We start from the raw sequence: 19,684 nt of genomic DNA on the forward strand, positions 1-19,684 counted from the left end.
GGCGTCGGTTGAGCGCGGCTGGTGAGATAAAAGGGATTAACCCTCCAGATATTCGATTGCGAAAAGGCCAAACGCCACTTGTATGCTTGACGGCCTACACCACGCCGGTCGCGAGGCTACTCGATCGCCACTGCGACATCGTTCTTGTCGGCGACAGCGTCGGCATGGTGGGCACGGCCTGTCGTCGACGCTGGGCGTCACGCTCGACATGATGATCATGCACGGACAGGCCGTTCGCCGCGGCCTTGAACACGCGCTGATGGTCGTCGACCTGCCCTTCGGTTCCTACGAGGAAAGCCCAGAGCACGCTTTCGGCAACGCTGCGCGCGTGATGGGTGAGACCGGTTGTTCAGCGGTGAAGCTCGAGGGCGGCGAGACCATCGCGGAAACCATCCGCTTCCTTACCGCGCGCGGCGTACCTGTCATGGCCCATGTGGGGCTGACGCCGCAGGCGGTAAACACGTTCGGAGGCTATCGTGTGCAGGGCCGGGGAGCCGATGCAGAGCGGATCAGGCGCGACGCCAGGGCGGTAACCGAGGCGGGCGCCTTCTCCTTGGTGCTCGAAAAGATACCGGAGCAGCTTGCACGGCAGATAACCGCCGATATCGACATACCCACCATCGGCATCGGTGCCTCGCCAGCTTGCGACGGCCAGATTCTGGTGAGCGACGATATGCTCGGGCTCTTCACCTCATTTCGGCCGAAGTTCGTCAAACGCTATGCCGAGCTCGGTGAGCAGGCTGAGGCGGCAATCGCCGCTTACGCCACCGATGTGCGGAACCGGCACTTTCCGGCGGTCGAACATCTCTATGTCAACGCCTTGAAGGCCGGAGACTTCACATGAGCGTGCCGATCGCTCGAACTGTGAGCGAGCTGCGCGCCGTCGTTGCGCAATGGCGTCGCTCGGGTGCCACGATCGGTATTGTGCCGACCATGGGAGCCTTGCACGACGGGCATCTGAGCCTTGTGCGGAAGGCGCTTGAAAGGGCCGAGCGGGTGATCGTGACGCTGTTCGTAAACCCCAAGCAGTTCAACAGCCCCGCCGACCTGATTGCCTATCCTCGGACGGAAAGCGAAGATGCTGCCAAGCTCGCGCCGCTGGGCACGCATCTGCTCTATGTGCCGGACGCAGAGGAAATGTACCCGGCGGGCTTCGCCACGGTCGTTTCAGTGTCCGGCATCAGCGAATGCCTGTGCGGCGCATTCCGGCCCGGCCATTTCAATGGCGTGGCGACGGTCGTGGCCAAGCTCTTCCTGCAGGCCGGCGCTGACTTCGCCTTTTTTGGCGAAAAGGATTTTCAGCAACTTCAGCTTGTCAGGCGCTTGGTCCGGGACCTCGACATTCCGATCACTATTGTGCCCTGTCCGACAGTCCGCGAAGCCGATGGTCTTGCGCTATCGTCGCGTAACGTGCGGCTCTCCCCAGCCCAACGCGCCATTGCCCCAAAACTAGCATCGGTCCTGCTCGATACGGCCGAGCGGCTTGCACGCGGCTCTCCCATCCTGCCTACGCTTGATGAAGCGCGTGCAACAATTCTGGCTGCCGGCTATCGCGAGCTCGAATACCTGGAGCTTCGCGGAGAAACAGACCTGCAATCGTTAGCAAGCCTTGACCGACCGGCACGCTTGCTTGCTGCGGCTTGGCTTGGCGACACGCGGCTCATCGATAACGTCGCAATATCACCCATCGGTAGTTGGTCAGGTGCGCGGAGCTCTCTCCAATCGGAAGCAGCACAGCAATTGCGGTGATGACGGCGGCGCGTCGTACGCCCTGCAGGGACAGGCCATCATTTAGAACCACGTCTCCGCCCGGCTTCCAGCAACCTCCGCGAGGTAGGCAAAGCGCAGATGCATCGCGTATTTGAAACCTTGGTCGAGCAACTCTCTGCAAGCGTCGATGCCGTCGATCTCCATGAGGCAATGGCGTCCGCCGCAGCCGGGTTCGACTTTCCGTTCTTCGCTTATTTCACCTACCCATCCGCTTCCGGCGACACGCCGCGATTGATCTCGAATTATCCATCATCATGGACATCACATTACCTGCAACTGCGCTACCACAGCGTGGATCCCGTGATCCTGCGGGGACTGCGAGGCTGGGATACCTTCGACTGGGGTGTGGACCGCGATCACCGTTATTTGCCGACCTCGCAGCAGGAAGTCCTGGAAAAAGCAGCTGAGTTCGGCATTCGCGGCGGACTGACCATGTCGATGCATGATCATCGCGGCCGGTTCGCCGCACTGACCTTCGCCTCCAACGAGGCGCATCCGCCACTTTTGAGGTCGCTGACGCGCTACGAAAAAGCAATGCAGTTGGTTGCGATCAACGTTCATATCCATGCCCGGCGCAGGCTCGCCGAAGATTGCGTGGTAGATGGCATAACGCTCACCCCGCGGGAGTTCGAGTGCCTGAAATGGGCGGCGTGCGGCAAGTCGGCCTGGGATATCAGCCAGATTCTCGGTGTCTCGAAACGCACCGTGACCTTCCATCAGGAAAACGCCAAGGCGAAGCTTGGCGTGCGAACCATCAACCAGGCCATAGTGCGGATGGCTGCTCGGGCGAGATCCTGATCCTCTCCAAGGCTAGCTGTAAAGGTCTACAGGCTGCATTCATGACGGCTTTGCCCTTCGATTGCGTGGACACATCCCGCACGGAGACGACAATGATGCAGCTGATAACACCCGACTGCTACGCCGAGTTCGCGAGCGAACTCAGGGAAATGCACGGGCTTAGGTATCGGGTTTTCAAGAAGCGGCTCGATTGGGAAGTGCAGACCGAAGGCGAAATGGAAACGGACCCGTTTGACAGCCTGAACCCCGTCTACCTACTTCTCAAGGGGTCCGATTGGCGAACTTGCGGCTGCGTCCGCCTTTTGCCGACCACCGGACCGACTATGTTGCGCGATACGTTTCCGGCGCTGCTGGATGAGATGGTGGTCCCTGCGAGTGCCGATATCTGGGAGAGTAGTCGTTTCGCGCTCGATCTCCCTGCGACAGCGCCGAAGGCTGCTGGCGGCCTGGCACAAGCAACCTACGAGCTCTTCGCGGGCATCATCGAATTCGGCTTGGCCAACAATCTCTCCGGGATCGTAACGGTGACAGATACGCGCATCGAAAGGATCCTTCGTCTCGCGACCTGGCCGTTGTCACGTATCGGACAGCCCCAGCAGGTCGGCAACACCGAGGCAGTCGCCGGCTTCCTCGAGATTTCCTACGCCAGTCTCTTGCGCATCCGCTGGAGGGGACGCCTGAACGGGCCGGTGTTGTGGCAACCAGTTCTCGTCCAATCGGCATAGCGCCTGCGGATGGTCAGCCGTGACCTGGGTTAAGTCTGCTCACGGCCGCCACCGCCCGCCGTCAAGCTGAGCGGACCCGGCCCCACGAGCATTCGACTGTTCCGGTCGATCGACTCGCGCGGCCGGACTTCGGATTTCCGTAGGCGCAACCCGCAGTCCAGCGTGAGCACGCCAAAGTGGCGCCCGTCCGCTTGGAAAGAAGCCAATGTGGCTTCTGAGATCGCCTTGGAATATTGGACCGGCCGCCGTGAGCGATCCCAACCTCAAACCTTTGCCGGTATGCCGGTTTGGCCGGACCGTCGGCCAGTCGGAGCAGTCCCCCGATAAGGACCCGAGCTGACGCGCGATCCAACAGCGCCCAAGCCTATGCTATGTGCATTACCGTTCGGTTGGCCATATCGTCCAAGACCGCATGAAGAAGCCTTCCAACCTCCTGCGCAGCGAACTCTGGCGCAATTCCTACATCGGACAATTGAATGAGCATTTTCTTGGCAGCACAGCGCCAGAACGCACTCGCCGCCTCGCCGTTCTTGGTCTCGAGGGCCTGGGCGATACTTTCGACCAATGTGCGTCGCCGATGCAGCGGAAATACGCAAATGTTTGAGTCATGCATCAATCACCTCACAGTTTCAGTTCCACAAAGAAAACACCGGCGTCTTGAAAAGCGCCGCTTAGCGCGGTGACGGTTCGCGGCGACATGACGAGTTCCACTTCCCCTCGACAAGCCATTGGGCGATGAGCCGCCGGACCGCACATCCGGACCGCACATAAGGTGAACCACCATTGCTGATCCGGCTGCGTTTCCTGTGCCGTTCCGCGACGAGGCGTTCCAGCCCGAATTGACGTCCAATGACTTGATTTCTGAAAGGGCAGGGCGGCACGAATCACCCGACTGTTCCGCCGCTTACATTCCTGCGAGCTTGTGTATGAATGATTAAAGCGTGCCCGAGCCGTTCTTGGTGGCCGCAGAAGGGAATCATGTCATCCGCGCCTATCGTAAGGCCGCGCGACTTCTAGCATGGCTGCACTGCCCCGACAGGGCTTTGCAATCGCGCGTTTCGAAGCCTATGCTTGGCATCGGCCGTCAGTTACTTCGGATGCAGCCGACAGTAAGAGGTACGCGCTCTTGCCCGCATGAGAGAGAGCCTTGCCCGAATCCCTTTTTCGCAACCGGGTGCTGAAATCCCTTTCGCCGGAGGACTTCGCGCTGTTGCGACCATCGCTGCATCGCGTCGAACTGGACATCAAGGCTCAGTTGGAGATCGCGCATCAGCCGATCAGGAATGGATATTTTCCCGAGAGGGGCATCGCCTCGGTGGTCGCCACCATGACCGGCGGACGGCAATGTGAAGTCGGCATTATCGGATATGACGGGATGACAGGAATTGCCCTCATTCTCGGACAGGACAGCTCTTCCAACGAGACCTATATCCAGGTCGCAGGCAATGGCTGGCGCCTGCCGGTTGAAATCATTCGTCCTGCGGTTGCGGAAAGCCCGTCGCTGCGCACGTCAGTGCTGGACTATGCCCACGCGTTCCTTGTCCAGTCGTCCCGGACGGCACTGGTCAATGGCCACTCCAAAATCGAGGAACGGCTGGCCCGCTGGTTGCTGATGATCCATGACCGCTCTGACGGAGACAAGATCTACCTGACGCATGAATTTCTGGCGACCATGCTCGGCGCCCGCCGTCCCGGGGTCACCACGGCCCTGCAAATGCTTGAATATCGAGGACTTGTCCGTGCCAAGCGCGGCGAGGTCACGATTATCGACCGCGTCGGATTGATGGAACTCACGCATGGCGCTTACGGCGAGGAGGAGCAACGTTATTTCGGCCTGGCCACCGCTGCCTGATTGTCCGGTATCGGACATAGGCTTGAAGGCTGCCGAACTTCCGTCCTAGATCGTGTCAGTCAGAGTTTCAGGGAGGCGGGTGAAAAAGCCGCCGAAGCCTATGTTCTGTCCAGAGGCAAGGCCCGGTTCCTCTCCACCGCCCAGGCGATCCGCGCCATTCGAACGCTTATGCCGGCGTGCAAAGCGACCGATCGCGAGTTGAGGAATTGGTGGCGGCGACGTCCATCGTTCACGGTGTGCCCGTCGCCTTCGACGCAAAAACAGCCGAGGGAGTAGAACCACGGCTGCATTCCTAGGAGGGCATGCCGCGCCGTCCAGACTGTCAGATCGGGCATTCGTCAGATGGTTGTCCGCTAACTTAACTGGCAGAGTCTACAGGACGTGTCCAGCATTGCGAACTCACCGATCGCTTGGCGGCCAAAGCTGCCGGCAAGCGATCGCCTCATCCAGCCGTCTGCACCATCTCATCACAGACATCATCGGTGATGCTACCTGCCCAGCATATGTCCAGCATTTCGCAGGGCGGCCAGAAGGAGCCTCGCATAGCCTGTGACATCGATCTGGGCCTGCATGGACAGGGGCATGCTGGTCCAGTTCTCCAATGGTGCAATGAAAGGTGAGAAGGTGCCATTGACAAGGCAACAGCAGCTAACAAGGCCCTCTCGGTCCAATGCCACCACACCGATCTTGTCGCCTGGATATCCAATGGCTGCGACTCGCTGGACCTCCAGGTCACCGTCAACCCGCACGTCGAAAAGAAGGCTACCACGGCTCCTCGTGGCTATCTCAGCCGCCTTCTCATCAAAGCTTGAAGAGAGCAAGCGGACGCTTTCCACCGCCATCTGGAAAATCACCAAATCCAGTTCATTCACGGCCATATGGGCAATTGCGCGCAATGGGTGGTGATTGCAATGACACACACTGCTTGTTCACAGATGTCGGTCACGAACGATCATTCGTCGGGTTCCGGTTCCGACCAACGGTGTGGCCACCTGATCGTGCTGCGGTTCGAACATTCCTAACGCGAGCCGAGCGCTGTTGATGAGGATGGAGTCTAGGTCTCGGGCCCTGCCTCGCGGCTTGCTCATCCTTGGCAGACCCCTTGCAACGCCGCCGCGATGGCGCAAACGCCAGATGACGCTGATCCATCGCTTAATCGTGAACTGAGCTTCTGAACACCCTTGGTGGGACAGCAGGGTGGAAGGGCTTGACCAACGCTGCCGCCGTTTTCGAAGAGGGCCCGTCCTCGATTGAATCTTTGGAGCCCCGTGCGGCGCGCAGGAAAATGTTGACCATCTGGACGCAGGTCCCAGACCCCAAGGCAAACAGGGAACCTTCCAGCCAGCCAAGCTGCGCCGAAGCAAAGAGCGACCTTTGGAATTCCCAAGAACGGACCCTTCCATAGTTGACTGGCAACCGCAGCGCGAGTGCGGGAGAGCGAACAAGCACTGCGTGAGAGGTCCTGCGCGTTTTCCCCTCTTTGCTATTTGGCACATCGCTTGCGCCGAAGTGGGCGCAGCGTTCGACCGGAGCACTGCATGGGAGAAGGAGGAGCCCCACCCCGATCCGGTCAAGGAGAGAAACGGTGTTGGTTCCACAAGTCCCCATAGCGAACGCAGCGGCCCGCAAGCGCCATTTTGCCCGGGCCTACGTGCAGATGCTTGCCGCCATAATCCTGGGTGCTGCAATCGGCTATTTCCATTTGGAGACCGGCCAGAGCCTGAAGCCGCTCGGCGATGCCTTCGTCGATGTCGTCAAGATAATCACCGTACCTGTCATCTTCCTGACAATAGCGACCGGCATTGCCGGCATGAGCGATCTGCAGAAGGTCGGCCGAGTTGCCGCCAAGGCGATGGTTTATTTCCTCACCTTCTCGACACTTGCACTCGTTGTCGGACTGATTGTCGCGAATATCGTTCAGCCTGGCGCCGGCCTCAACATCGATCCGGCCTCGCTCGATGTCCAAGCCGTTAAGGGCTATGTGGCCACGGCTCACGAGCAGTCCGTGACCAGCTTCCTGATGAACATCATCCCATCAACCATTGCCAGTGCCTTCGCGGAAGGCGACATCCTGCAAGTCTTGTTCTTCTCGGTCCTGTTCGGCGCGGTCTGCCGCTACAACGGCCGCTCGATCTTCTCTCTCGTCCGATACATCAAGGACGAGCTGCTGCTCGCAACGTCCTCCTCGGAGGCCGCGCTGCCCTCGCTCATGGAGAAGATGGAAAAGGCCGGCGCCACGCATTCGGTCGTGGGTCTCATTCCATTCAATCTGGACGGCACGAATATGATGCTCGCCGCCCTCTTCATCGCCCAGACGACGAAAACTGATCTGCCGATCGGCTGCCGGATCCTCATGCTGTTCGTCGCATTGTTCCCTTCGAACGGAACAACCCGCATTACCGGTGCAGGCCTCGTCACAATGGCTGCAACGCTCTTTCTTGTTCCGGCCGCACCGGTCACCTCCGTGGGTCTTATTCTTGGCGTCGATCAGCTTATGTCCGAATGCCACGCGCTGACGATATTTCTCCGCAGCGTAGCGGCAACGCTGGCTGTCGCCCGGTCTGGGGCGCGCGGGATAAACGACGATTCGGGGAGCGCCTCACTAGCGGACCGTTCAGCGCTCTGGCGGTGGACGGTCAAGTCGCCCGGCGTGGTGAACGCAGTTCCCCGCGCGAACGACGCTCAGCTATTGGGGTGGGCCCGATGGCGCAAAGCCGTATTTGAGAAACCGCCAGATCGCACCCGCACCTGTGCGCCTGTAGCAACTGCGGGGCACGATCAAAAGCGACCCATTTTACACCGAAAAGGCGGGCCGTTGCTGCCACGCCGTCCATGGATTGGAGCCTCATGTCTAAGACAACGGCCACCACTCTCGCGGTTCTCCTTTTTCTCCTCGCCGTGCTGCTTTCCGTGCTGGCGAGCCATAATAGCGCGCACCCGCCGCGGGAAAGGCCGCCCCCGCCCATGCAGTCGTGCCAATGGACAGTCAAAAGTGGAGCGGCGCACTCGTCAACGACCCCGCTTCGCCAAATCGCCGGCAACCCGGAAGGTCCGGGGACCCTTCAGCGCTCTGCCGGGCGGACGGTCAGTCGCCCGGCGTGGTGAATGGCGGTCGCGGTTGCCCGGCCCGCGCGAACGACGCTCAGCTGGGTGGGGTGGGCCCGATGGCGCAAGGCCATCTTTCCAGAAACCGCCAGAGCGCACCGGCATCTATAGCTGTGCGCCCTCGCGACTGCGCCCTGTGGCAAGTGCGGGGCTCGATCAAAAGCATTTTACACCAAAAGGCGGGCCGTTGCTGCCACGCCGTCCATGGATTGGAGACTCATGTCTAAGCCGACTGCCATCACTGTCGCAGCTCTTCTTTTACTCCTCGCCGTGCTGGCGAGCCAATATAGCGCGAACCTGCACCGGCAGGCGTGGTCGATCGACAGGCAAAAGTGGAGCGGCGCATTCGACAACGACCCCCTTCGCCAATCGCCGGCAACCCGCAAGGCGATGCCGTTCTGGTCATATTCAATGACTACCACAACTGTCCGCATTGCAGACTGGCAGATCTCAACTACCAAAAAGCCTTCAAGAATGATCCCAATCTGAAGCTTGTGATCAGACGGTTCCCGGTCCTGGGACCGGATTCCCAATCGCACTCGCCTCGAGAAAACAGGGAAAGTTCGACGAATTCCACCGCGCCCTTATGACTTCCCCCAGTTGGATCATTGAAAGGATCACTCTCAAGATCGCAGCGCGTGTGGGCCTTGACGTGGAGCAGCTCAAGCGGGAATGCAAGATCCGGCCATCGCAGATGAACTTGCGCGCGTCCGCGCACTCGCGAAAGGTCTGCACATCGACCGTACGCCCGCGTTGGTGGTCGGCGATATAGTGATCGCCCACCTGGTCGACATGGCCAGCTTGCAACGCTTGCTCGCCGATGCGCGCTCAAAGCGTGCAGGCTCTCGTGCGGGGCAGCATCTGTAGATCGGCCACGCTGTTGTTGCCGGAGCGTGCCGTTTGTGGCAGCTGGCTTTGCTGTTGCTCCTCGGCATCTTGTTGCGGTCATCCAGCTGCCGTGGGCGCCAACAACAATCCTGAGCGCCCGCGCCTGAAGGCGCTGGCCGGGTGCTCGTGAACCGAGCCCGCTTATCTTCGCCATGCTCAGGCGGTCTTGGCCCTGCGGCTTCGCCCCCTGGCGCGGGGCAGCCTTCGGCTGCTGACGGTCGCCGGCCTGTCGGCCGGCGTCGTTTTTATCGTGGCCTTCCCCGGTGGCGCAGGGCGGGCAGCACTCCCTTCTAGGCCCGCCGCGGCGTCCCGCAACCCTTCGCTTTCGCTTCGGGTCCTCCACTCCGTTCCGGTCCTGCGGATGCAGTCCGCCTCCGACGTCGGGCCTTTCCGGTCGCTTTCGCCGCCCACCCCGCTTCCGGGGAGGGCGCGATTGAAGAGCGGAGGACATCACGATGCGTGCAAACAACAAACGTTGCGGCAGCCGACAGGCTGGCGCAGAGAGTGGCGGGCGCACCGGCGCCAGCCTTTATCAGGAAATCACCGACCGCATCATTGCCGAACTGGAGCGCGGCACCGTGCCATGGGTCAAGCCGTGGGGCAGGGCAAGGACAGGCCTCGGCCTGCCGCGGAATGCGGCCACCCAGCGCCGATATTCCGGCATCAATATCCTGATCCTGTGGGGCGGGGTCATCGATCGCGGTTTCCCCAGCCAGAACTGGCTCACCTTCCGGCAGGCGCTTTCCCTAGGTGGCAATGTCAGGAAGGGTGAGCACGGCACCACCATCGTTCACGCTGACCGCTTTGTTCCCAAGAACGAAAAGCAACGCGCCGACACCGATGGCGACGAACCGCAGGCGGTGCCCTTCCTGAAGCGCTTTACCGTCTTCAATGTCGCGCAGTGCGATAATCTGCCCGAACATCTTTATGCCGCCGGCGAGCCTCTGCCTGAGCGCGAGATGGTCCCGCAGGCCGAGGCGCTCATTCATGCAACCGGCGCTGATTTTCGCATCGGCGGCGAGCGCGCCTTCTACATGCCCGGCAGCGACACCATACAGGTGCCGCCGCAGCCGGCTTTCTTCCACCAGATCGACTATTACCGGACCTGCTTTCACGAGCTTGGCCACTGGACCGGCCACCCGACGCGACTCGCGCGCGACCTGTCCGGCTCCTTCGGGTCCAACACCTATGCGCGCGAGGAACTGGTCGCCGAAATCGCATCAGCCTTCATCTGCAGCAGTCTCGGCATCGAGCCGACCGTGCGCCATGCCGACTACATCGGCTCATGGCTGACGGTTTTGCGCGAGGACAACCGCGCCATCTTCCGCGCCGCAAGCCATGCCTCGAAAGCCGCCGATTTCCTGCTTGGCCGCAATGCCGATGTCGAAGGCGAGGCACATGCCGAAACCGCCTATGGAAGCGCGCAATCATCACACGCGGCCGCCTTGCGCCTCTGATGACGCAAAAGCCGCGCAACCAACTCGACAGTTCTTTTGAGGTTGCGCTAACATGGCCGGCGTTGGCGCCGATCGTTTATCGGATCGAGGTTCGCAAAAAAAGGGCGGCATTGCTGCCGCCCCTCGTTGCGAAAGCTGCCAGAGCTGGATTAGAAATCCATACCGCCCATGCCGCCCATGCCGCCCATGCCGCCGCCACCCATGCCGCCAGGCATGCCGCCGCCGCCAGCCGACTCCTTCTTCGGAGCCTCCGCGATCATGGCTTCGGTGGTGACCAGCAGGCCGGCCACCGAGGCCGCGTCCTGGAGAGCGGTGCGGACAACCTTGACCGGATCGACGATGCCCATGGCGATCATGTCGCCATATTCGCCGGTCTGGGCGTTGTAGCCGAAGGTCGCGCCCTTGTTCTCAAGGATCTTGCCGGCAACGATCGATGCTTCCGCACCGGCGTTGGCCGCGATCTGGCGGGCCGGAGCCTGCAGCGCACGACGAACGATGTTGATGCCGGCGGCCTGGTCGGCATTGACGCCGGTGGCCTTGATGTTGGCCGAAGCGCGCAGCAGCGCGACGCCACCACCAGCAACGATGCCTTCTTCGACGGCCGCGCGGGTCGCGTTGAGGGCGTCATCGACGCGGTCCTTCTTTTCCTTGACTTCGACTTCCGTCGCACCGCCGACGCGGATCACCGCAACGCCGCCGGCGAGCTTGGCCAGACGTTCCTGCAGCTTCTCCTTGTCGTAGTCCGAAGTGGTCTCTTCGATCTGCTGCTTGATCTGGGCAACGCGGCCCTGGATCTCGGCCTTCTTGCCGGCGCCGTCGACGATGGTGGTGTTCTCCTTGGAGATCGACACCTTCTTGGCGCGGCCGAGCATGTTGAGGCCGACATTCTCGAGCTTGATGCCGAGGTCTTCCGAGATGACCTGGCCACCGGTGAGGATGGCGATGTCTTCCAGCATGGCCTTGCGGCGATCACCGAAGCCCGGCGCCTTGACGGCGGCGATCTTCAGGCCGCCACGCAGCTTGTTGACGACCAGCGTGGCCAGAGCCTCGCCTTCGACGTCTTCCGAGATGATGAGCAGCGGCTTCGAGGTCTGCACGACGGCTTCGAGAACCGGCAGCATGGCCTGGAGGTTGGACAGCTTCTTCTCGTGCAGGAGGATGTAGACGTCCTCGAGCTCGGCAACCATCTTGTCGGCGTTGGTGACGAAGTAGGGCGAGAGGTAGCCGCGGTCGAACTGCATGCCTTCGACGACTTCGAGTTCGGTCTCGGCGGTCTTGGCTTCCTCAACCGTGATGACGCCTTCGTTGCCGACCTTCTGCATTGCTTCGGCGATCATCTTGCCGACCGAAGCATCGCCGTTGCCGGCGATGGTGCCGACCTGGGCAACCTCTTCGGAGGTCTTGATCTTCTTGGCGTTCTTGATCAGCGTCGCAACGACGTCGGTTACCGCGAGGTCGATGCCGCGCTTCAGGTCCATCGGGTTCATGCCGGCGGCAACCGCCTTGTGGCCTTCCTGGACGATCGACTGCGCCAGAACGGTCGCGGTCGTGGTGCCGTCGCCGGCGATGTCGTTGGTCTTCGAAGCAACTTCGCGGACCATCTGCGCGCCCATGTTCTCGAACTTGTCCTCAAGCTCGATTTCCTTGGCGACGGTGACGCCGTCCTTGGTGATGCGCGGGGCGCCGAACGACTTGTCGATGACGACGTTGCGGCCCTTGGGGCCGAGCGTGACCTTCACCGCGTCGGCGAGGATGTTGACGCCGCGCAGCATGCGCTCGCGGGCATCACGGGAGAATTTTACGTCTTTGGCAGCCATTTTTAGCTCCTGGCAGGGGCTTCAATCGAGCCCGGGAATTCAGTTGACGAAAGGGCCTGATATGAGCCGATGATGCCCATGATGTCGGATTCCTTCATGATCAGAAGGTCTTCGCCATTGAGCTTGACTTCGGTGCCCGACCACTTGCCGAACAGGATGCGATCGCCGGCCTTGACGTCCAGTGGGACGAGCTTGCCGGCTTCGTCACGGGCGCCGGAACCAACGGCGATGATCTCGCCTTCCTGCGGCTTTTCCTTTGCCGTATCCGGGATGATGATCCCGCCAGCGGTCTTGGATTCGGATTCGACCCGGCGAACGACCACGCGGTCATGCAGCGGGCGGAACTTCGACTTTGCCATTTTCGGATTTTTCCCTGGTGCGGATGTTGAGGGGTTTTTGTTAGCACTCGCGATGGACGAGTGCTAACGCGATAGTGAGGTAGGCTGTAAGCGGGCACTCGTCAAGACGGACGAGGGCAGGCGAGGAGCTCTGGCCCCCTCCCCGGTGGAACCCAACGCATACGCGCATCCGCGTTGATGGCTGCGAGCCCCACATTTCCATTGAATTCGGCGTCATGACGCCAACTTGCGCGCGCCGCTTCCAAGTCGTCAGTCGTGCTGCCGTCAGCACGAACATAGGGCTGCGCTTCACTTCCCGTCGAAGCCGCGGCAAGCAGCGTCGCCGTCAGCACGCTCCTTTGCAGATGCTTGCCAAAGGTGGACAGTGAGCGCACCTGCGCCGGGCTGTTGGTGCGAACGTAAGACGTCATTGACAACTCCTTTTTGCAAGTCGAGCCCTTCTCCACCTTCGGCCGCCGTCGACGCGAAGAAGTCCGCATCGCGTTGATGACGAGCTGCGAAAAAGAGAAAGATGTGTTTGATGGCTGCGGCCCCAACGGTGCCTTCAGATTTGAGATCACTTCCGCCGCGAGCGGCTGAAGCTCCTCGCAACGTCACAATCGAATCTGCTGCCAAGCCTCCAGGAAAGGAGAGCATTGCTCATCTCGCGCTTGTGCATGCAGTCAACCTTCGATCCGTGTTGCCACATCTCAAGTGCAAATGCCGTGCCAAAGCTCACTGGGTAGTGAACGCATGGCTCTCCCTGAAAACCTCACAAATCCAGCATGGTCAATTGTGCGGAACCCGACATGCGTCTTCTGCCACTGTCAGCTTTCGGACAGGCATGACGCGTTTCGCGCCGACCACCGGTCGATCGGTTTTGGGGCCGGTCTGTTCGCCTCATAAGAGCGCGTCACGTTGCGTAGCGGTTTCCCGAGCGCCGCCACATGACACTGGACCTGCAGGTAGCACCGGCTTCTCATCCAGCCTTGCTTTGGCCCCTTCGCGTATCAAATTCCCGCTGGCGAGCCCTGCTTTCATAGATCGCACCATGCCGGATGTCTGCTCTGGCGCCCGACCCGCTGGCACGATCTCGATCCGGCATAAGGGCGCAGCATCTTTGCAGGCCGTTTCATCCCGGCGTCCTGCTTGGCTGAAAGACCGCACTTGGCGAGCGGTCTCCATGCTCTCTCCAAGGACCATCCCTGCGGCTGGCTTGTCGACCTATGGGCGGGTCCGGCCGCCCGAAACCCTCGCCATCAGCTTTTTTCCCCGCCGCCTGCGGCGGCTTCCTCGCGCCGCTTCGCTCACAAAAAAGCTGCCCGCTCGGATCCTTCGCTGTCGCTGCGGCCCTGTCGGATTCAGGCGGTCCTGACGCGCCCATTACGGTGCGCCATCGCAGGGGATGGTCCCCGGCGAAACCACAAAAGGAGACTTCGAAATGACCGCGATCGGTTACGTCAACAAGCAGGAAAACGGCGCCTACAAGGGCCAGCTCAAGACGCTCAGCGTCCGCGCCGACATCGATATCGTCCCCAACCAGGCCAAGAGCGCCGACAACCATCCCGACTTCCGGGTGCTTACGCAAGGAGTCGAAGTTGGCGCCGGCTGGATCCGCACCGGCGAGACTTCCGGCAAGGATTATGTGAGCCTGTCGATTGCAGCGCCGGAGTTCGGACCGCGCAAGCTCTACGCCAATCTCGGCCGCGCCGCCGGCCAGGACGATCACGACACCTACGCCATCATCTGGAACCCGGCCGACTGACCGGCCGAGATAGAGCCTCGCGCCGCAGCCCCGGCGCGGGGCTCATTCCCAGGAGTTCCACCCAAACCCCGTCCGCCCTAAAGGGCGGCGAAAACTCTCCCCCGACTCTTCGCCCGTCCCCGAGACGATCTCCCTCGCCCATCCTCGCCCTCGCTTGTCCGAAGCGAAACGAGGATCATCATGGACGACGAAAACGAACGCGCGGCCCGCGCGAAAAAGGGCAGCCCGTTTCTCAGCACAGCCCAAGCCGCCTTCTATATCGGGCTCTCCCAGCGCACGCTCGAAAAGATGCGGCTCAAGGGCGGCGGCCCGAAATTCCGCAAGCACGGCCGCTATGTCCGCTATCACATCGACGAACTCGACCATTGGTCGAAAGGACACCCGCAGCACTCCACCGCCGGCGATGGCAAGGCCGGTTCCGGCCAGGGCGGCACGGGAGGCCGTTCATGAGGCGGCGCCCTTCCATCCATCTGATCGGCAGCCGCCTGAGGCGTGTTCGAGCCCGTAAGACGGTCGCCTTGGCCGCGGCCGGTCTCGGTCTTTTGGGCTTCACGGCGCTGGGAAAGCCCACCCCTTGGCTGGTCTGGAACGCCTCGGCCAGCGCGCCGATCGGCCTTTACCGCATCGCTGCGGGAGCGCTGGCGCGTGGCGATCTCGTGCTCGTGCGCCCGCCTGAATACGCGGCGTATCTCGCCGCCGAGCGCAGCTATCTGCCTCGCAATGTGCCGCTGGCAAAACGTCTTGCAGCGCTGCCGGACGATAATGTCTGCGCCTTCAATGACGCCATCATCATCGGCGGCGACATCGTCGCGCGCCGGCTCAAAATCGACGCCGAAGGCCGACCTTTGCCATGGTGGAACGGCTGCCGAGCGCTCGGGGATAACGAGGTTTTCCTGCTCGGCAGCGACAAAAACCGCTCCTTCGACAGCCGCTATTTCGGGCCTGTTCCCACTCAAAATGTCATCGGGAGGCTCGTACCGCTATGGACCGAGTGACCCTCCTCTTGTTGGGCATGATCGCCATTGCGCCATGCGCCTGTTCCGCCTCGACCGGCGCTGAGCCGGTCGCCATCTCCCAAAGTCCGCAGCTGCGAAAGTGGCAGACGTTGGTATCGGAAGCAAGCCGGCGCTTCCATATTCCCCAAGCCTGGATCTATGCCGTCATGGCTGCCGAAAGCGGCGGCAAGACAATGCGCGGCGGCCGCCCCATCACCTCCCCCGCTGGCGCCATGGGCCTCATGCAGGTGATGCCCGGCACCTATGAGGAGATGCGGGTCGAACACGGCCTTGGGCCTAACCCCCACGATCCGCGCGACAATATCCTGGCCGGCACGGCCTATCTCAGCGCCATGTATGACCGCTTCGGATTTCCTGGCCTGTTTGGCGCCTACAATGCCGGTCCCGAGCGCTACGACGAGCATTTGAAGCGTGGCAAACCGCTGCCAGAAGAGACCGTCGAGTACCTCGACCAACTCAAGGCGGCCGGAGTTTCGGCGGCCGACATCGAGGCGTTCGAAAGCCAATCTGTCGCTCCAAAGGCGCAAATCGCTCCTCTCGGACGGTCGCTGTTCTTCATTCATGACGGTGTTCACTCAGGCGTGCGAAACGGCGATCTCTTCGTGCCGCTCGGCAAGGACGGCGCGCAGCCGAAGGAGCCGGTGCGTTAGCCATGGGCGGACGGGGGCGCGTCTGGCGGGGCTGGGCGCGTAAGGCAAGATAAAGGTACCGCCTCCAGGAGGCGGTTAAATCTTTGTCTGCACATCGTTTTTCCAGGAGGCTGCCGCCGGTGCCAAGAGGGTTGGACGTGTAAGTGTCTGATTTTGCTTGATATGTCTGGGAGGCTCGCATGAAGGATGACGAGTTCAGGCCGAAGCTCGGCAAAATCGGGTCGCGCGGCTCGAAGGCAGGCAAACGCTATGCCGGTCAAGTCCGGGCAGCCGTCAACCGAGCCGGCGGCCAGCCCCAGCCCGGCGGTCGCTTCACGGGCAGCCGGACAGGGCGCGGCGGGGCGGCTGCGGCGCTGCTGAAATCGCGCGACCGGTATGCCGCCTTCCGCCAGCGCCGGGTGATCGTCAAGGCGCGGATCGTCAAGCTCGCCGGCAAGGGCGCGGACGGGGCGCGTGCCCATCTACGCTATCTTCAGCGCGACGGCGTCACCCGAGAAGGTGCGCCTGGCGAGCTCTACGGCGCCGACAGCGACCGCGTCGACGGCAAGGCGTTCATCGATCGCGCGGACGGCGACCGCCACCAATTCCGCTTCATCGTCGCTGCCGAAGACGGCATCGAGTATGAAGACCTGAAGGCGCTGACGCGGCGGCTCATGGCGCAGATGCAGGAAGACCTCGGCACGAAGCTCGACTGGGTCGCGGTTGATCATTTCAACACCGGCCACCCGCACAGCCACATCATCGTCCGAGGCAGGGACGACCGTGGCGAGAACCTGGTCATCGCGCGCGAATATATCTCATCTGGCATCCGCGAGCGGGCGGCCGAGCTGGTCAGCCTCGATCTCGGTCCGCGAACCGACCGCGAGATTGAGCTTCGCCTGCGCCGGGAAATGGAGCAGGAACGCTTCACCAGCATCGACCGTCGGCTGCTCAGCATGCGTGATGATGACGGGCTGGTCTCGCCGGGCGGTCCCGACGCCATTCGCCAGACGCTGCACCAGGGACGGCTGCGCAAGCTCGAGCGGATGGGTCTGGCCGCGGAGGTCGGCGCTGGCTCCTGGCGCCTCGACGATGAGCTCGAAGCCACGCTGCGCCGCACCGGCGAACGCGGCGACATCATCAAGACCATCCACCGCGAACTGGCCGGCAAGGGGCTTGCACGCAGTGCCGCCGACTGGGTGATCCACGATCGAGCCGGCGAGCCCGTCCAGTCTCTCGTCGGTCGCGTTGTCGCGCGTGGACTGGCCGACGAGATCAATGACCGCCACTACATGATCGTCGACGCCGTCGACGGTAAGAGCCATTGGATCGACATCGGTAGAGGCGAGGCGATGGAAACGATGCCTAATGGCTGCATCGTGCGTGTCGCGCCAAGGAACACCGAGCCGAGGCGGGTCGATCGTACCATCGCCGAAATCGCCGCCGCGAATGGCGGCCGTTACGACGTCGATATCCACCTGAAGCATGACCCATCCGCCACCGAGAGCTTTGCGCGAACGCATGTGCGGCGGCTGGAGGCGATCCGCCGCGCGACCGGCGGCGTTGAGCGAGAGCCGAACGGCACCTGGCTCATCGCGCCGGACCATCTCGATCGCGTCGCGAATTATGAGGGCCAGCGGGCCAGGGCCGAGCCTTTCGTTGTCGACAAGCTCTCCTCAATGGCGCTGGAGCGACAGGTCAGCTTCAACGGCGCCACCTGGCTCGACCGGGAGCTGGTTGCCGATAGACCCGAGCCTTTGCACGGATCCGGCTTCGGCTGCGACGTGAGAGAGGCGCAAGCTCGCCGGCGGGAGTGGCTGATCGCGCAAGGCCACGCGCATGAAGAACAGGATCGGATCGTCTATCGAGCCAACATGCTTTCGATCCTGCGCCAGCGAGAACTGAACCGTGTTGCTGGCCAACTGTCGGAGGAACTTGGCCTGCCCTATGCCGAAGCGCGATCCGGAGGACGAGTAGAGGGTACGCTCCGCCGCTCCGTCGAGCTTGCCAGCGGAAAATATGCCGTCGTTGAGAAGTCGCGCGAGTTCACGCTGGTGCCATGGCGGCCGGTGCTTGAGCGCCATGTGGGCAAGGAGGTCTCCGGTGTCGTGAGTGGGGAGGGGATTTCATGGACCGTCGGCCGGCAAAGGAGCGGACCTGGTGTTTCGTGAGATGGTGTACAGCTTTTTTAGCCAGCGGCGCGGGCAGCCATGCGAGCCCGCGTAGACCTTATGGCCGCACGCCCGCAATCGGTCGCATGGACCTGCCAGGCGGGGCGGCTTTGGAGCGTTCGGACCCGACACGCTGCGTGAGTGGCCAGACTTCGAGCGCTCGAAGATGCGGACTGTTGTCTGCTGGCCGGCGTTATTCCGGCTGGCCTATGACCGCGGCGCAACAGTTCACCGCTGAAGTTGCCACGGGCGAACATCGACAAGAGAAAAAACACCATTGCGCGATACAAATCGCCGTTGAAAGCGTTTAGGTTGCATGCGCTTCGCCAAGTAAACGGATACCCCAGAAGAGAGCCATGACCACGGCCCGCCATATCGTGACGCTGCTTAAAAGCCACTTTGCCGGCGACGAGGATCGTTTCCTCTCTATCGCGATGCAGCTTGCTGCGCATGAGGCACGTCAAGGCCATGGCAAGCTTGCTCAGGAGCTCAAGGATCTGGTCGACGCAGCCAAGAGCAGGGACGCCCGGATTGCCAAGAGCAGTCGGCCGGTTCCCCTTTTTCAGCCAAAGGGCGAGCTCGCAGGGCTCCTGCATGTGCGCTATCCGGACCTGCGACTGACCGACATGATTTTGCCGGACAGTCTGCGCTCGCGCCTGCACCGCGTGCTGGGAGAGCAGCGCCAACAAGCAAGCTTGCGCGAGCACGGGCTTGTTCCCCGTCGCAAACTGCTTCTGGTCGGCCCGCCAGGATCAGGCAAGACGATGACCGCATCGGCATTGGCCGGGGAGCTTCATCTGCCCCTTTTCACGATCGTCCTCGATGGTTTGATCACCAAGTTCATGGGAGAGACTGCCGGAAAGCTGCGGCTTGTTTTTGATGCAATGCAGGCGACGCGGGGCGTCTACTTCTTTGACGAATTCGATGCCATCGGCGCGCGTCGAGGCGAACGCCAGGATGTTGGCGAGATTCGGCGCGTGCTGAATTCGTTTCTGCAGTTTCTCGAGCAAGACGACAGCCACAGCCTGATTATTGCGGCAACAAATCATCCCGAGCTGCTCGACAGAGCTTTGTTCCGCCGTTTCGACGATGTCATCGAATACGCCGTGCCCGATCGGCCGATTATCGAGGCGCTGCTTCGGGCTCGACTCGACCGCTTCGACACCAGAGGGCTTGCCTGGAACGAGGCGATCTCTCAGGCAGAGAGACTGTCGCAGGCCGAGATCACCCGCGCGGCCGACGACGCTGCAAAAACCATCATATTGCGGGGGGGGGCGGATCACCTCGGAAGCGCTCATCGACGCTCTGAAGGAACGCCGGCAGGCTTCGCTGTCTGAGTAGCGACAGCACAGA

16 protein-coding genes and 4 pseudogenes are annotated in these 19,684 nt (G+C 61.8%); 15 read left to right on the forward strand and 5 right to left on the reverse strand.

Annotated features, from left to right (window positions below):
• The first annotated feature begins 8 nt into the window (after positions 1 to 8).
• From panB to EN857_RS14900, 4 genes and pseudogenes are all read left to right on the forward strand, one after another.
• Positions 9 to 844 (forward strand): annotated as a pseudogene (panB, locus tag EN857_RS14885) (3-methyl-2-oxobutanoate hydroxymethyltransferase).
• The gene (gene panC, locus EN857_RS14890) at positions 841 to 1,749 is read left to right on the forward strand and encodes a pantoate--beta-alanine ligase (RefSeq protein ID WP_091595811.1); all 909 of its coding nucleotides are present in this window, start codon (positions 841 to 843) and stop codon (positions 1,747 to 1,749) included. The pseudogene panB and the gene panC overlap by 4 nt, the downstream one beginning before the upstream one ends.
• Before the next feature lie 99 nt (positions 1,750 to 1,848).
• Positions 1,849 to 2,568, forward strand: a complete 720-nt coding sequence (locus EN857_RS14895) for a LuxR family transcriptional regulator (RefSeq protein WP_029354898.1) — start codon at positions 1,849 to 1,851, stop codon at positions 2,566 to 2,568.
• A gap of 92 nt (positions 2,569 to 2,660) precedes the next feature.
• Positions 2,661 to 3,293, forward strand: a complete 633-nt coding sequence (locus EN857_RS14900) for an acyl-homoserine-lactone synthase (RefSeq protein ID WP_029354900.1) — start codon at positions 2,661 to 2,663, stop codon at positions 3,291 to 3,293.
• Between the two features lie 364 nt (positions 3,294 to 3,657).
• On the opposite strand, the gene EN857_RS35710 is transcribed toward EN857_RS14900, so the two are convergent.
• Positions 3,658 to 3,906, reverse strand: a complete 249-nt coding sequence (locus tag EN857_RS35710; protein WP_029354901.1) for a DUF6074 family protein — start codon at positions 3,904 to 3,906, stop codon at positions 3,658 to 3,660.
• Between the two features lie 534 nt (positions 3,907 to 4,440).
• Between EN857_RS35710 and EN857_RS14910 the strand changes: the two genes are divergently transcribed.
• Positions 4,441 to 5,145, forward strand: a complete 705-nt coding sequence (locus EN857_RS14910; protein WP_029354903.1) for a Crp/Fnr family transcriptional regulator — start codon at positions 4,441 to 4,443, stop codon at positions 5,143 to 5,145.
• Positions 5,146 to 5,633: 488 nt separating this feature from the next.
• Here the strand turns inward: EN857_RS14910 and EN857_RS14920 are convergent, their stop codons facing one another.
• Positions 5,634 to 6,023, reverse strand: a complete 390-nt coding sequence (locus tag EN857_RS14920) for a hypothetical protein (RefSeq protein WP_029354905.1) — start codon at positions 6,021 to 6,023, stop codon at positions 5,634 to 5,636.
• A gap of 710 nt (positions 6,024 to 6,733) precedes the next feature.
• On the opposite strand from EN857_RS14920, the pseudogene EN857_RS35715 reads away from it, so the two are divergent.
• The 4 genes and pseudogenes from EN857_RS35715 to EN857_RS14935 all read left to right on the forward strand — a co-directional run.
• Positions 6,734 to 7,705 (forward strand): annotated as a pseudogene (locus EN857_RS35715) (cation:dicarboxylase symporter family transporter); the annotation flags it as partial.
• 877 nt (positions 7,706 to 8,582) lie between these two features.
• Entirely contained in the window at positions 8,583 to 8,840 is a 258-nt protein-coding gene (locus EN857_RS35720; RefSeq protein ID WP_236370634.1) for a thioredoxin domain-containing protein, read from the forward strand.
• 82 nt (positions 8,841 to 8,922) lie between these two features.
• A complete protein-coding gene (locus EN857_RS35725) occupies positions 8,923 to 9,117 on the forward strand; it encodes a hypothetical protein (RefSeq protein WP_051695369.1) in 195 nt (64 codons plus the stop codon).
• A gap of 476 nt (positions 9,118 to 9,593) precedes the next feature.
• Positions 9,594 to 10,595, forward strand: coding sequence for a zincin-like metallopeptidase domain-containing protein (locus EN857_RS14935; RefSeq protein ID WP_051695374.1), 1,002 nt, complete (start codon positions 9,594 to 9,596; stop codon positions 10,593 to 10,595).
• A gap of 149 nt (positions 10,596 to 10,744) precedes the next feature.
• Here the strand turns inward: EN857_RS14935 and groL are convergent, their stop codons facing one another.
• The 3 genes and pseudogenes from groL to EN857_RS14950 form a co-directional block, all read right to left on the reverse strand.
• On the reverse strand, positions 10,745 to 12,412 hold the full coding sequence (gene groL / locus EN857_RS14940) for a chaperonin GroEL (RefSeq protein ID WP_091595807.1): 1,668 nt from the start codon (positions 12,410 to 12,412) through the stop codon (positions 10,745 to 10,747).
• A gap of 65 nt (positions 12,413 to 12,477) precedes the next feature.
• A pseudogene (gene groES, locus EN857_RS14945) lies at positions 12,478 to 12,771 on the reverse strand (co-chaperone GroES); the annotation flags it as partial.
• A gap of 101 nt (positions 12,772 to 12,872) precedes the next feature.
• A complete protein-coding gene (locus tag EN857_RS14950; protein WP_126089903.1) occupies positions 12,873 to 13,181 on the reverse strand; it encodes a hypothetical protein in 309 nt (102 codons plus the stop codon).
• Between the two features lie 1,010 nt (positions 13,182 to 14,191).
• Between EN857_RS14950 and EN857_RS14955 the strand changes: the two genes are divergently transcribed.
• The 6 genes and pseudogenes from EN857_RS14955 (at position 14,192) to EN857_RS14980 (ending at position 19,672) form a co-directional block, all read left to right on the forward strand.
• Positions 14,192 to 14,515 (forward strand): DUF736 domain-containing protein, encoded by a 324-nt coding sequence (locus EN857_RS14955; RefSeq protein ID WP_029354915.1) that lies wholly within the window; start codon positions 14,192 to 14,194, stop codon positions 14,513 to 14,515.
• Positions 14,516 to 14,695: 180 nt separating this feature from the next.
• Positions 14,696 to 14,965 carry a helix-turn-helix domain-containing protein gene (locus EN857_RS14960; protein WP_029354917.1) on the forward strand — a complete coding sequence of 90 codons (270 nt, stop codon included), beginning with the start codon at positions 14,696 to 14,698 and terminating at the stop codon, positions 14,963 to 14,965.
• Between the two features lie 68 nt (positions 14,966 to 15,033).
• Positions 15,034 to 15,510: a S26 family signal peptidase gene (locus EN857_RS14965; RefSeq protein WP_245492526.1), complete on the forward strand. Its 477-nt coding sequence runs from the start codon at positions 15,034 to 15,036 to the stop codon at positions 15,508 to 15,510.
• Positions 15,498 to 16,181: a lytic transglycosylase domain-containing protein gene (locus EN857_RS14970; protein ID WP_024505647.1), complete on the forward strand. Its 684-nt coding sequence runs from the start codon at positions 15,498 to 15,500 to the stop codon at positions 16,179 to 16,181. Before EN857_RS14965 ends, EN857_RS14970 begins: the two co-directional genes overlap by 13 nt.
• Positions 16,182 to 16,360: 179 nt before the next feature.
• The gene (rlxS, locus tag EN857_RS14975; protein ID WP_126038545.1) at positions 16,361 to 18,331 is read left to right on the forward strand and encodes a relaxase/mobilization nuclease RlxS; all 1,971 of its coding nucleotides are present in this window, start codon (positions 16,361 to 16,363) and stop codon (positions 18,329 to 18,331) included.
• 356 nt (positions 18,332 to 18,687) lie between these two features.
• Positions 18,688 to 19,672 (forward strand): annotated as a pseudogene (locus tag EN857_RS14980) (ATP-binding protein).
• The last annotated feature ends 12 nt before the right edge of the window (positions 19,673 to 19,684 follow it).

The organism is Mesorhizobium sp. M4B.F.Ca.ET.214.01.1.1 (assembly GCF_004791545.1).
GTDB classification, from domain to species: domain Bacteria; phylum Pseudomonadota; class Alphaproteobacteria; order Rhizobiales; family Rhizobiaceae; genus Mesorhizobium; species Mesorhizobium abyssinicae.